The organism is Halomonas sp. V046, assembly GCF_052645355.1.
In genome coordinates this window covers 123,347-136,895 of record NZ_JBQXYF010000015.1, presented here as the reverse complement: position 1 = coordinate 136,895, position 13,549 = coordinate 123,347, and the positions used below count along the sequence as shown (strand labels likewise).

Annotated in this window: 12 protein-coding genes; 8 read left to right on the top strand and 4 right to left on the bottom strand. The window is 64.4% G+C overall.

The genetic code is table 11. The features are described from left to right. The 3 genes from ACUN9Y_RS18880 to ACUN9Y_RS18870 all read right to left on the bottom strand — a co-directional run. Positions 1 to 178, bottom strand: a 178-nt coding sequence (locus ACUN9Y_RS18880; RefSeq protein ID WP_445462278.1) for a hypothetical protein, incomplete at its 3' end; no start/stop codon positions are given. A 102-nt stretch (positions 179 to 280) separates the two neighbouring features. Further along, positions 281 to 2,935, bottom strand: coding sequence for a nitrate/nitrite transporter (locus ACUN9Y_RS18875; RefSeq protein WP_445462275.1), 2,655 nt, complete (start codon positions 2,933 to 2,935; stop codon positions 281 to 283). Positions 2,936 to 3,919: 984 nt separating this feature from the next. Then, positions 3,920 to 4,255 carry a hypothetical protein gene (locus ACUN9Y_RS18870; RefSeq protein WP_445462274.1) on the bottom strand — a complete coding sequence of 112 codons (336 nt, stop codon included), beginning with the start codon at positions 4,253 to 4,255 and terminating at the stop codon, positions 3,920 to 3,922. 356 nt (positions 4,256 to 4,611) lie between these two features. Here ACUN9Y_RS18870 and ACUN9Y_RS18865 point away from each other — a divergent pair, with 356 nt between their 5' ends. After that, positions 4,612 to 5,787, top strand: coding sequence for a trans-sulfuration enzyme family protein (locus ACUN9Y_RS18865; protein ID WP_445462273.1), 1,176 nt, complete (start codon positions 4,612 to 4,614; stop codon positions 5,785 to 5,787). 51 nt (positions 5,788 to 5,838) lie between these two features. Then, complete coding sequence (locus tag ACUN9Y_RS18860) at positions 5,839 to 6,321, top strand: DUF2938 domain-containing protein (RefSeq protein ID WP_445462272.1); 483 nt, start codon at positions 5,839 to 5,841, stop codon at positions 6,319 to 6,321. Positions 6,322 to 6,452: 131 nt separating this feature from the next. Here ACUN9Y_RS18860 and ACUN9Y_RS18855 read toward each other — a convergent pair whose 3' ends face one another. After that, entirely contained in the window at positions 6,453 to 7,385 is a 933-nt protein-coding gene (locus ACUN9Y_RS18855) for a LysR family transcriptional regulator (protein WP_445462271.1), read from the bottom strand. Positions 7,386 to 7,678: 293 nt separating this feature from the next. Between ACUN9Y_RS18855 and rhmD the strand changes: the two genes are divergently transcribed. From rhmD to aldA, 6 genes are all read left to right on the top strand, one after another. Next, positions 7,679 to 8,863, top strand: coding sequence for an L-rhamnonate dehydratase (gene rhmD / locus ACUN9Y_RS18850; protein WP_445462270.1), 1,185 nt, complete (start codon positions 7,679 to 7,681; stop codon positions 8,861 to 8,863). Between the two features lie 190 nt (positions 8,864 to 9,053). Continuing rightward, a complete protein-coding gene (rhaM, locus tag ACUN9Y_RS18845; protein WP_445462269.1) occupies positions 9,054 to 9,383 on the top strand; it encodes an L-rhamnose mutarotase in 330 nt (109 codons plus the stop codon). Further along, positions 9,380 to 10,381, top strand: coding sequence for an amidohydrolase family protein (locus ACUN9Y_RS18840; protein ID WP_445462268.1), 1,002 nt, complete (start codon positions 9,380 to 9,382; stop codon positions 10,379 to 10,381). Before rhaM ends, ACUN9Y_RS18840 begins: the two co-directional genes overlap by 4 nt. Before the next feature lie 44 nt (positions 10,382 to 10,425). Continuing rightward, positions 10,426 to 11,196, top strand: coding sequence for an SDR family NAD(P)-dependent oxidoreductase (locus ACUN9Y_RS18835; protein WP_445462267.1), 771 nt, complete (start codon positions 10,426 to 10,428; stop codon positions 11,194 to 11,196). A gap of 20 nt (positions 11,197 to 11,216) precedes the next feature. Further along, entirely contained in the window at positions 11,217 to 12,035 is an 819-nt protein-coding gene (locus tag ACUN9Y_RS18830; protein WP_445462266.1) for an aldolase/citrate lyase family protein, read from the top strand. 63 nt (positions 12,036 to 12,098) lie between these two features. Further along, positions 12,099 to 13,535 (top strand): aldehyde dehydrogenase, encoded by a 1,437-nt coding sequence (aldA, locus tag ACUN9Y_RS18825; protein ID WP_445462265.1) that lies wholly within the window; start codon positions 12,099 to 12,101, stop codon positions 13,533 to 13,535. Positions 13,536 to 13,549: the final 14 nt, after the last annotated feature.

Genomic DNA, 13,549 nt, shown 5'->3' with positions numbered 1-13,549 from the left:
AGCTGCAGGAGCCGGTGCAGTTGACCCCGTGGGTCGAACGCACGACCTTGTCGTGCTGCCAGCGCGAGCGGTAACCGTCCTCCCAGTCGCGGGTCTCGTCACGGGTCTCGCCGTGGCCGTTCGCGAACTGGGGAGGCCGGTGGGTCAGATACTTCAACCGGTCGAGAAAATGACTCATGGCGCTCTCCTCAAGGCCCCGGACGGAGCCGTGCTAGACGGTAAGGTGTGTCGGCTCCGGCGAGGTTTCGCCGCCGGAGCCCGCTGGTCGGTCTTGTTGCCGTTACAGCGTGATTTCGGCGCCCTTGCGGCTGTAGTAGAACCAGGTCAGGGCGGTGCAGATGATGTAGAACACGATGAAGCCGACGAGGGCCGAGGCGGCGCTGCCGGTTAGATCCAGCGAACTGCCGAAGGCCTTGGGAATGAAGAAGGCACCGTAGGCGGCGATGGCCGAGGTGAAGCCGATGGTGGCGGCGGACTCACGCTCGGCGTGGACCAGCTGCTCGTCCTCGGACAGCTCCGGCATCAGCCGGGGCACCTCCTGGCGGAAGATCGATGGAATCATCTGGAAGGTGCTGGCGTTGCCCACGCCGGTGGCGAAGAACAGCGCCATGAAGAACACGAAGAAGCCGGCGAAGGCCAACGGCATGTCTTTGTTGATCAGGAAAAACAGCACGCCGATGACGCCTGCGATCATGCCGATAAAGGTCCAGAAGGTGACTCGGGCGCCGCCGAAGCGATCGGCGAGGCCCCCGGAGTAGGCGCGGCTGAGCGCCCCGACCAGCGGGCCGAGGAAGGCGAACTTCAGCGCATCGATCTCCGGGAACTGGGTATTGGTCAGCAGCGGGAAGCCGGCGGAGAAGCCGATGAAGCTGCCGAAGGTGCCGGTGTAGAGCACACACATCAGCCAGTTGTGCTTGCGCTTGAAGATCACCGCCTGTTCCTTGAACGAGGACTTGGCGCTGGCGATGTCGTTCATGCCGAACCAGGCGGCGACGGTGGCCAAGGCGACGAAGGGTACCCACACGAAGCCGGCGTTCTGTAGCCACAGCTCGCCGCCAGCCTGGGTGGGCTGGCCGTCGCCGACCATGACGCTGAAGACCCCGGTGGCGATGACCAGCGGCACCAGGAACTGCATCACCGAGACGCCGAGATTGCCAAGCCCGGCGTTCTGCGCCAACGCCGTGCCTTTCTCGCGCTTGGGGTAGAAAAACGAGATGTTGGCCATGCTGGAGGCGAAGTTGCCACCACCGAAGCCGCACAGCAGCGCCAGGATCACCATCACCAGATAGGGGGTCTCGGGATTCTGTACCGCGAAGCCGATCCAGATCGCCGGCAGCAGCAGGGACGCCGTGGACAGCGCGGTAAAGCGGCGGCCGCCGACGATGGGCACCAGAAAGCTGTAGAAGATGCGCAGGGTGGCACCGGAGAGCCCCGGCAGGGCGGCGAGCCAAAACAGCTCGTTGGCGGTGTAGGTAAAGCCGACCAGAGGGAGCTTGGCGACCACCACCGACCACACCATCCACACACTGAAGGCCAGCAGCAGACAGGGAATCGAGATCCACAGGTTGCGGGTAGCGATCCTGCGGCCCTGGGACTCCCAGAACGTCTCGTCCTCGGGGTGCCATTCGCTGAGCACGAAGCGGCTCGGGGTCGACAGCTCGGGCAGGTCGGTGGATTCGCTGTGATCGCGAATCTCGATGCGCTCGGCCTTCAGGATGGCGACGTGCATCCAGGCCAGCGCCGCGGTGACCACCACGAACAGCAGCATGAAGCAGCTCTGCCAGATGCCGATGACGTCGTTGAGCATGCCGAAGGTCAGCGGCAGGAAGAAGCCGCCGAGACCCCCGACCATGCCGACGACACCGCCAACCAGGCCGACGCTCTTCGGGTAGTAGACCGGAATGTGCTTGAACACCGCCGCCTTGCCCAGCGACATGAAGAAGCCGAGCACCATGGTCAGCACGATAAAGCCGATCAGCGGCATGGCGAAGGTGAAGGTCACCGGATTATTGACGCCTTCCACCTCGTAGCGGGTCGGGGGATAGCTCAGCAGGAAGGTACACACCATCGACGCTAGCAGGGTCCAGTACATGACGCGGCGCGCGCCGTAGCGATCGGACAGCCAGCCACCGAGGACCCGAAACAGCGACGCCGGAATGGTGTAAAGCGCGGCAACGATGCCGGCGCCGGCCAGACTCAGGCCGTAGACCTCGATCAGGTAGTGGGGCAGCCACAGGGCCAAGGCGACGAAGCCGCCGAAAACGAAGAAGTAGTACAGCGAGAAGCGCCATACACGAATGTCGGACAAGGGCGCCAACTGCTCCGCCAGCGACTGACGCTGGGCGTTGCGGCTCTCGCTTAAGGGGTCGGGCTTGGCCAGCAGGATAAAGGCGATGCCCATGACAGCGATGACACTGGCGTAGACCAATGCGGTGGACTGCCAGCCCATGGCCATGAGCAGGAAGGGCGCGCCGAAGTTGGTCAGCGCCGCGCCGACGTTACCGGCGCCGAAGATGCCCAGCGCCGTGCCCTGGCGATCCTTGTCGAACCAGGCCGAGGTGTAGGCGACGCCGACGATGAAGGCGCCACCGGCCAGACCGACGCCGAGGGCGCCGACCAGCAGCATGGAATAGCTCGTGGCGAAGGTCAGCAGATAGACGCAGGCGGCGGTGGCCAGCATCAGCAGGCCGAAGACCCAACGCCCGCCGAAACGGTCCGTGAGCACACCGAGAAACAGACGGCTGATCGAACCGGTCAGCACCGGGGTGGCCATCAGCAGGCCGAGCTGGGTGTCGGAAAGACCGAAGTCGTCCTTGAGTTGGATACCAAGGATGGAAAAGAGGGTCCAGACAGCGAAACACAGCGTAAAAGCCAGGGTGGATAATCCGAGCGCCCTGTTTCGCTCGGAGGATGAAACACTCGTGTGATCGACCATTCGCCTTCCTCGTTAGCTCATTCGGTCCTTGTCGTCTTACCGATGGGGAATCACGCAAAAGTGACGTTTTTATTAAAGTTATTTCAAAGCGTTATTATCGAATTGGTATTGAACTTGGCCGCTACGCCAGTGGTTGATGGGGCCGTCATGGTTGTCTTGTAGCTTTTTGTTATCTTTTTGTGATGTAGTGAAAGTGGCTTCCGTCGTTGGCCGTTTCGTCGTTGTTAGAATTATTACTTTTTGAATTTCCTATGTTATTTATTTTTCTTTGGTGTTGGGCAGCGATTGCCGCCCCCTCTGGACAGATAATAAGTAGTAGGTGCATTCGAGATTCGTCAAGTTTTTCCAACTGCCGGCGCGACAGAGTGACGGAAGCAGGGTGTGGCGGTTTTTCCTGGTGTCGCCCCGGTTCCGGCGGTGTCGATAGGTTGCGCTTCCGCTAGCCTCGGCGACGCTCGGTTCGGGGCGATCATCAGCCTGACTCTGCCATCTCCTGCGAGTGTGATTTCTGGGTTATTGGACTGGGTTGTTGGCCTGGATTGTTGGCATCGTGTCGCGTGAGTCTTTCGAGGAATCGGTAGCCGATTTTTCTCCGCGGCCTGGTCTCGGCGCCGGTGACTGACGACGCTGCCCTGAATCTTCGGGCATGGGTTGGCAGGGCGGCATGAGCGGGGGCAGGCCGAGGCAGGTCAGGAGGGCAGGCCGAGGCAGGGCAGGAGGGCAGGAGGGCAGGCCGAGGTGGCTCAGGAGGGCAGGAGGTCAGGACAAGACACGGGCTGCCAGAGGTCGATCGGCCGACGATAGTGACGGTGCCATCGATTCAACATCACCGCCTCTGGGGTCGGTTGTGTCAGTGACTTGGCGGCGTCTTCATCCCCGGGGCCGGCATTTCCCTGTTGGCTAGCAACGATAACGCCGCCCCCAGGGCGGCGTTATTCGGTCGCAGGCGTCGTACGTGCGACGAGACAGGGCGAGAAACGTGCTTCAGCCGTCCTGCTCTTCCATCATCGCTTCGCGCTTCTCGGTGGCGGCGTCGCTGCCCTCCAGCATACCTTCGTTGTACTCGTCCATCTTGCCTTCGGTGTTGCTCGGATCGGTCGGCTCCTCCATCATTTCCTGACGTTTTGCGGTGGCGGCATCGCTGCCTTCCATCATGCCTTCGTTGTGCTCCTCCATCATGCCCTCACCGGGCTGGGAGTCCGCTGACTGTTCTTGCATGGCCTCGCGACTCTCATCCTCGGCGGTAGATGCAAGAGCGAAGCCCGAAAAAAGGAGTGCCATGGAGGCTGCTAGAGCCATAGTCGAACGCTTGAACATCATCGAGTTCTCCTTTCACTCCGTGATGGGAGTTGAGTGGTCATAAGCGATAGGGGCTAGTTTCTGGTACTGCAGTCTCAGCGTAGATGACTTTCTGTGCCTGTCTAGAAGATGGTGATGTGTCCGACGAACACGCGAGCGCAACGATGGCTGCGGCCGGCCTGGCCTCGGTCCGCCGGTGTGTGAGGCCCATCGACTCTGGCGAGTAGCGGCGAGTAGCGGCTAGGGCGAGTCTTGGGGGCACGACGGGCAAGAGGTTTGTGGCGCGCGGTGGTCATCGCGCACGCTAGACTCGAACCTGACCGCGGCGATCTATCGTCGCCATCCATCAACTTACGCTAATTGAGCAGGGAGGCTGTGTGAGCGCTTCAGACCATCATGGCATGTCCACTCGGGCGATCCACGCAGAGCGTGCCTCCGACCCCCATGGCTGCCCCCATGTGCCGATCTACGACACCACGACGTTTGTCTTCCCTACGACTCAGGCGCTCACCGACGTCAGTGAGGGACGCCGCCGGGGGGGCCTTTACACGCGCTATGGCATGAATCCGACGCTGTTCGCGCTGGAAGACTCGCTGGCGTCCCTGGAACATGCACCAGCCGCGCTGAGCTTTGGCTCTGGCATGGCCGCGATCAGCGCCCTGTTGCTGGCCCATGGCCGCCAAGGTGTCGTCTGCCTGGGAGAGGTCTATGGGGGCACGCTCGGCTTCTTGACCGAGCAGTTGCCCGAGCTTGGCTACGCGACGTATCGGCTGCTCGGCGATGAGACCGAGCGCTTGGAGGCCCTGCTGGAGGAGGGCGTTGGCCTCGTCTACATCGAGACGCCCAGCAACCCGACGCTGGCGCTGACCGATATCGCGCGGTTGGCCGAGCTGGCCCACCGGCATGGCGCGCTTCTGGCGGTGGACAACACCTTCGCGACCCCGATCAACCAGCAGCCGCTGGCGCTGGGCGCCGACATCGTCGTGCACAGTGCCACCAAGTATCTGGGGGGCCACAGCGACCTCACCGCCGGGGCGATGATGGGGCCCGAGGCGTTGCTGGCGAAGGTCGTACCGTGGCGCACGAATCTCGGCACGGCACCGTCACCGCAGGTCGCCTCGATGCTGTCGAGAAGCCTGCGCACCCTGGCCGTTCGCGTGGCACAACATAACGCCTCGGCCCTGGCGATCGCCGAGGCCATGCACGATCATCCGCGGGTGCGACGGGTCTGCTATCCGGGCCTGCCCAGCCACCCGGGGCATGCCTTGGCACGTGCCCAGATGCGAGGGTTCGGCGGCATGCTGACGCTGGATCTTGACGCCGATGGCGCTGGGGCGGCCCGCGTGGCCGAGCGCCTTACGCTGTTTCTGCTGGCGCCGAGCCTTGGCGGCGTCGAGAGCCTGGTCACTCAGCCCATCACCACGACCCACGTGGATCTGAGCCCTGACGAGCGAGCCCGACGTGGTATCGGCGATGGCATGCTGCGCCTGTCCGTGGGTCTGGAGGACGTCGATGACCTGATCGCCGACTTAAGGCAAGCCCTTGCCGAATAGCGCCGGGTCGGGTTTGATCGGCGTTGATCCGCCCCTTGCTCTGGAGACAGCATGCTCGCTTTCGTGATACTCGCAGGACTCATCGGTGCCGGCGCCACGGCCGTCCTCGATCTTTGGAACCTGCTGCTGCGGGCCACCCTCGGCCTGCCGCTGCCGCCCTGGCATCTGATCGGGCGCTGGTTCGCCGGGCTGCCCAAGGGGCAACTGGTGCACCGTGACGGTATCGCTCAGTCCTCGCCGGTGGCCAACGAGCTGGCCATTGGCTGGGTGTGCCACTATCTCGTGGGGATACTCTTCGCCGCGGTACTGCTGGCGGTCTGGGGGGTCGGCTGGGCCCAGGCGCCGAGCTTTGGGCCGGCACTGATCGTCGGCCTTGTCACCGTGGGGGCGGGCTGGTTCATCCTCCAACCCGGTATGGGCGTGGGGGTGGCGTGCTCGGGGGCGCCAAAGCCTAGCCTTGCGAGGCTGCAGAACGTCGTCGGCCACGTTGTGTTCGCCGTCGGGCTCTACGCCACGGCGCTTATCGTCGGCTGACCCTTGAAGGCGGTCGGTTGTCGGTCGATTGTCGGTCGGTTGTCGGTCGGTTGTCGGTCGGTTGTCGGTCGATTGTCGGTCGATTGGCGGCCCGGGCTAGCGGCCCGGGCTAGCGGCTCTGGGCCACCGCCTTATAGCGTCATGGCGCCGTCTCGCAACAACTCTGCGAAGGCCCTGGCCGGTTCGCTCGGCAGGCTGTCCTTGCGCGTCATCAGGCCGAACGGGGGCAGGGCGCGGCCGAGGTTCAGCGGTAGGGCACGGATCACTCCCATGCCGAGATGTTCGCGCAGCACGCTTTCCGACATCACCATCAGGCAGTCGCTTTTCTGCAGCAATTGCAGCGCGGCGAAGATCGAGCCGCATTCGATCACGTCCTTCGGCGATACCAGCCCCTGATCCTCGAATTCCTTTTCCAGCGCCTGGCGCGCCGGCGTCGTCACCGGCTGCAACAGCCATGGCCAGTCATCGAGCAGGCGTGAAAGTTCCGGCAGGGGCCCGTCGAGTAGGGGGTGGCCATCGCGCACCACGCTCAGCAGGGTCTCGTTGCCGAGCGGTTCGAAGTCGAACTGGTTGTGCTGGATGACGCTTGCATAGCGGGCGATGGCCAGGTCGATCTTGCCCTGTTCGAGCATCTCGGCGAGCTGATCGCTGGTTTCGCCCATCAATCGGATCTGCAGCAGTGGCCGGTCGCGCTTTAGCCGAACGATGGCTTGGGCCACCAGGTCCGGTGCCGCCCCCATGATGGCGCCGACGGTCAGCTGACCGCGTCCGCCCAGGCGGTGGCGGTGGACTTCCTCTGAGCAGCGATCCAGGCGTGCCAGGGCGTTGTCGGCGAAGTCGATCAGCATCTCGCCGACCGCGGTCGGCAGCATGCCGCGGGAGGTGCGTTCGAACAGCCGGCAGTCGAAGGCGCGCTCGATCTCGCCGAGCATTCGCGTGGCCGCGGGCTGGGACATGTGCATGGCGTCGGCGGTCTGGTGCAGATTACGCTGGCGACCGAGGGTCGCGATCATCAACAGGTGCTTGTAGCGCAGGCGGGCGAGCAGGGTGCGATAGGCGTCCATGGTGCCTCAGGGTCGGTGCTTGATACCTAAATCTTATGGAAGCTCGGTAATGATCTCGCCCTAGACTTTGGTCTTATTCTGTATTTTTCCGCATGATTCTACGTTTCTCGATAACCCCGGTGGGCTCTGGGTTCAGACGCTGTGATAATTAAAAGGTATCGGGCGCGTCGCCATTCTCATTGGCTCAAGGGCCCTCGTATTCGCTAGAACTCTCTGCAGCAAAGGGAATGTGATCTTTCTTCGGAGACAGCATCCGATGCTTTCCCCGACGCCTTAACGCCTGCGAGGAAGCCATGAGCGACGTCACCATCAAAGAAGTTCGCGCCTATACCGTCAGAGGCGGCGGCGCCGACTACCACGACCAGGCCGAGGGCCACTGGATCGACGGCCAGATCTCGACGCCGATGAGCAAGTACCCCGAGTACCGTGCCAATCGCCGCAGTTTTGGCCTTAACGTGCTGGGCACCCTGGTGGTCGAGGTGGAGGCCAGCGATGGCACCGTCGGCTTCGCGGTGACCACCGCCGGGGAGATCGGCGCCTTCATCGTCGAGAAGCACCTGGCGCGCTTTATCGAGGGCAGCAAGGTCACCGATATCGAGAAGATCTGGGATCAGATGTTCAACGCGACGCTGTTTTATGGTCGCAAGGGCGTGGTGATCAACACCCTCTCGGGGGTCGATCTGGCGCTGTGGGATCTGCTCGGCAAGGTGCGAGGGGAGCCGGTCTACGAACTGCTCGGTGGGGCCGTGCGCGATGAACTGCAGTTCTACGCCACCGGCGCACGCCCCGACCTGGCCAAGCAGATGGGCTTTATCGGCGGCAAGATGCCGCTGGTGCATGGCCCGGCCGAGGGCGACGAGGGGCTCAAGCGCAACCTTGAACATCTGGCCGAGATGCGCGCTCGGGTCGGCGATGACTTCTGGCTGATGTACGACTGCTGGATGAGCCTTGACGTCAACTACGCGACGCGCCTGGCCCAGGGCGGCGCCGAGTACGGCCTCAAGTGGATCGAAGAGGCGCTGCCGCCGGATGACTACTGGGGCTACGCCGAGCTCAAGCGCAACGTGCCAACGGGCATGCTGGTCAACACCGGTGAGCATGAGGCCACCCGCTGGGGCTTTCGTCTGCTGATGGAAATGGACTGCTGCGACGTCATCCAGCCGGATGTCGGTTGGTGTGGCGGGGTCACCGAGCTGATCAAGATCTCGGCCCTGGCCGATGCGCACAACACGCTGGTGGTGCCCCATGGCTCGTCGGTGTACAGCTACCATTTCGTCATCACGCGTCATAACAGCCCCTTCGCCGAGTTCCTGATGATGGCGCCCCAGGCCGATGAAGTGGTGCCGATGTTCAATCCGCTACTGCTGGACGAACCCGTGCCAGTGCGCGGACGAATGTCGGTGAACGCGCTTGATAAGCCCGGTTTCGGCGTGCGGCTGAACCCGGAGTGCGAGCTCAGTCGGCCCTACACCCATTGAGCCACAAGGGGCGGCGTGCGATGGCGGGCCATGACGCTTGCCGCTGCTGTCACCAGAGTGACGGTGTGCTGACGCGCAAGGCGAGTGGGGCGGTTGTCATGGCCGTCGCGTATATCGCCATGGGATCCGCCGCGCCGCGACCGCAGGCATTGGTCACCCCAGTGGGGAGAAGGCACAACAGGAGGCCCGCATGGAGATTCGCGCCCTGCGCATGACGCTCAGCCCTGGGCAAATAGACGAGTACCGCCGCCGTCACGACGCCTTGTGGCCGGAGCTCGCCGCGGCATTGACGGAGGCCGGCATCGAGGACTATCGCATCTTTGTCGACGCCGAGACTCGCTGCCTGTTCGCGCTGATGCATCTGCGTGACGACCATCGCGTCGATGCGCTGGCCGAGCGTGAGGTGATGCAGCGCTGGTGGCGGCACATGGCCGACATCATGGCGACCAACGACGATCAATCGCCCCGGACTGCCTTGCTCGAGGAGGTGTTTCATTTTACGCCGGGAGCCGGCCAATGAGCGTGACTGCTACCCTCGATGCCCGCCTCGATGCCCGTCGCGATGCCCGTCGCGATGCCGGTAAGGAGGCAGCGCCGCTCAAGGTCATCGATCCTCATCTGCACTACTGGTCCCTGGCCGAGGGCAACCAACCTTGGCTTGTGAGTCCCGCGGCGAATCTGCTCGGCGACTACACCGCCATGGCGCGGGATCACCTGCCTGAAGACCTGGCCCGCGATAGCGCCGGCGTTGAGGTCCTGGCCTGCGTCCACGTGGAGGCCGATGCCGTCGACCCCGTGGCCGAAACCCGCTGGCTTGCCGAGGTGATCGGCGCAGGCTCGGCCGAGCAGGGCGGCCGCCCTTGCGCGGCGCCTGGGTTTTTCCCTGGCGCCCTGGTGGTCGGCGCCGATCTGTCGCGGCCCGATGCCGAAGAGCAGCTCGATCGCCAGCTGGCGTTGAGCGATCGGGTCCGCGGAGTGCGCCAGATTCTGAACGTTCACGCCACGCCGCTTTACGACTACGTCGGTCGGCACTTCATGGTCGAGCCGCGTTGGCGCGACAACTTCGCCTTGCTCGGGCGCAAGGGGTTGTCGTTCGATCTGCAGATCTATCCCAGCCAGATGCCGGAGGCGGCCAAGCTTGCCCGGACGTTCGCGGACACGACGTTCATCATCAACCATGCCGGCATGTACGTCGATCGCGAGACCCTCGACGGCTGGCGCGCCTGGCGCGATGGCCTGCGCGCCCTCGCCAGCTGCCCCAATGTGGCCATCAAGCTCAGCGGGTTCGGCATGCTCGATCATCGCTGGACCCGGGATTCGCTGCGTCCGCTGATCTGGGAGGCCATCGATGCCTTCGGCGTGGAGCGTGCCATGTTCGCCTCGAACTTCCCGGTGGATCGCCTCTACGCCAGCTACGTCGGGCTCTGGCAGGCGTATCAAGATATCGTGGCCGGCGCCTCGGCGAGCGACCACGCCTGGCTGTTTCGTGACACCGCCAGGCAGCTGTACCGGTTATAGCCGGCGCTGAGCCAAGACTCGACTGCCTTTCAAGGAGACATCGCATGTTGCTCAACGACAAGACCGTCATCATCACCGGGGCATCCCGCGGCATCGGCGCTGCCGCCGCCCTCGAGTGCGCTCGCCAAGGCGCCAATGTTGTCATCGGCTTCAGTGGCAGCCCCTCGAGCCAGGACCAGGTCGATGCCTTGATCCGCGAGATCGAGGCGCTCGGCCGAGGCGCCGTGGCGGTGGGCGCGCCCGCAGAAGATCCCGACACCGGGGATACCCTGGTGGCCGCGGCGGTGGAACACTTCGGCGGCGTCGATGTGTTCGTCAACAACGCCGGCATCTGTCCGTTCCACAGTTTTCTCGACATGCCCCGGGAGACCTATCTGAAGACCGTGGAGACCAACTTGAACGGCGCCTATTTCGCCGTTCAGGCGGCGGCCAATCAGATGAAGCGTCAGGGCCGTGGCGGCGCCATCATCGCGGTCAGCTCCATCAGTGCACTGGTCGGCGGTGGCATGCAGACCCACTACACCCCGACCAAGGCCGGGCTGTTGTCGCTGATGCAGTCCTGTGCCATCGCCCTCGGCCCCTACGGCATCCGTTGCAATGCGGTGCTGCCGGGCACCATCGAGACCGACATCAACAAGGACGACTTGAGCGACAAGGCCAAGCGCGACTACATGGCCAGCCGATCTCCGTTGGGGCGTCTGGGGCGTCCCGATGATCTGGCCGGCCCCATCGTCTTCCTCGCCTCCGACATGGCCCAGTACGTCACCGGCGCATCGCTGCTGGTCGATGGCGGCGTGTACGTCAATCTGCAGTAATGCCCACCAGGAGCCTTGCCATGCACCTCCCCGTAAACGCCTTTCGCGCCGCCCTCGGCCAGGGACACGTCCAGTTCGGCATGTGGTCGGGCTTCGCCAGTGGCTACGCCGCCGAGCTCGAAGCCGACCTGGGCTACGACTGGTTGTTGATCGACGGCGAACACGCGCCCAACAGCGTCGCGTCGATCCTGTCGCAGCTGCAGGCCGTGGCGCCGTATCCGGTGTCCCCCGTGGTGCGCGCGGTCAATCACGATCCGGCGCTGATCAAGCAGTTGCTGGATATCGGCGCCCAGACCCTGATGGTGCCGATGGTGGAAACCGAGGCCCAGGCCAAGGCGCTGGTGGCGGCGATGCGCTATCCGCCGCACGGCAAGCGTGGCGTCGGCGGGGGCCTGGTGCGGGCGACCCGCTGGGATGACGTCGAGGACTATCTCGCCGATGCCCACCAGCAGCTTTGCCTGATGGCGCAGATCGAGTCGGCCGTGGGCGTTCACAACGCCGCCGCCATCGCCGCGGTGGAGGGAGTCGAGGCGATCTTCATCGGCCCGGCCGACCTGTCGTCGGCGCTCGGTCATCCTGGTAACCCTGGCCACCCCGAGGTTCAGCGTGCGATCGCCGCCACCATCGAGACCGTCAAGGCCGCCGGCAAGGCGGTCGGCATCCTGGCCCCCGGCGAAGAGGACGCTCGGCGCTACATCGCGCTCGGCTGCGAGTTCGTGGCGGTCTCCATCGATATCAGCCTGCTGCGCCAGGCCGCTCGGGCATCGCTGGGCCGCTTCAAGGATGACGGTCCGGCGCAAGCGCCCACCAACGGCCGCGGCGCATCGTCGCTGTATTGAAAGCCAGGCCCCGCGGGGCGCGCCGCTCTCGACATGACACCAAGACACACCGAGGAATCTTCCATGAGCCAGACGCCAACCCACCAGAATTACATCAACGGCGCCTTCATCGACGCCGTCGAGCATCTCGAGGTACATAACCCGGCCAACGGTGCGCTGCTGTCACGGGTGCCGGAATCCCGCGCCGAGGACGTCGAGCGCGCCATTGCCGCGGCCAATGACGCCAAGAAGGCCTGGGCGGCGCTGCCCGCAGTGGAGCGCGCCTCTTACCTGCGCAAGATCGCCACGCGAATCCGTGACAACGTGCCGGCGCTTGCCCGCATGATCACCGAGGAGCAGGGCAAGGTCAGCGGGCTCGCCGAGGTGGAGGTCAACTTCACCGCCGACTATCTGGACTACATGGCCGAGTGGGCGCGGCGCATCGAGGGCGAGGTGATCGAGAGTGACCGGCCAGGCGAGACCATCTTGATGCTGCGCAAGCCGCTCGGGGTGGTGGCCGGCATCCTGCCGTGGAACTTCCCGTTCTTTCTGATCGCGCGCAAGATGGCGCCGGCGCTGGTGACCGGCAACACCATCGTGATCAAGCCCAGCGAGGAAACCCCCAATAACTGCTTCGCCTTCGCTCGCCTGGTCGAGGAAGTGGGGCTGCCCAAGGGGGTGTTCAACGTCGTCAGCGGCGCCGGGGCCAGCGTCGGACAGGCCCTGACCGGCAGCTCGCGTGTCGACATGATCAGCTTCACCGGCAGTGTCGCCACCGGCTCGCGGATCATGGCCAATGCCGCCGGCAACCTGACCAAGCTCAATCTGGAACTCGGCGGCAAGGCCCCGGCCATCGTGCTGGGCGATGCCGACCTGGACCTTGCGGTCAAGGCGATTCGCGCCTCTCGTATCATCAATACCGGACAGGTGTGCAACTGCGCCGAACGCGTCTACGTCGAGCGCACGGTGGCCGATGAGTTCGTGACGCGCATGGGCAAGGCGATGGCCGCGACCACCTTCGGCGATCCGCTGGCCCAGCCCGACGTGGAGATGGGGCCGCTGATCAACCGCGCGGGTCTCGACAAGGTCGGCCGGATGGTGAAGGCCGCGGTGGGCGAGGGCGCCGAGCTGATCACCGGTGGCGCGGTGGCCGACCTCGGCCACGGCTTCCACTACCAGCCCACGGTGCTGGCGGGCTGTCGCGCCGACATGGGGATCATGCGCCAGGAGATCTTCGGTCCGGTGTTGCCGATTCAGGTGGTCGACAGCCTGGATGAGGCCATCGTGCTGGCCAACGACTCCGACTATGGCCTGACCTCATCGGTCTATACCCGCAGCCTGGCCAATGCCATGCGCGCCTGTCGCGAGATCGATTACGGCGAGACCTACATCAATCGCGAGAACTTCGAGGCGATGCAGGGCTATCACGCCGGGGTGCGAAAGTCCGGCATCGGCGGCGCCGATGGCAAGCATGGCCTGTACGAGTATACCCACACGCAGGTGGTCTACCTCGAGGCCTGATGCCGTCGTCACCG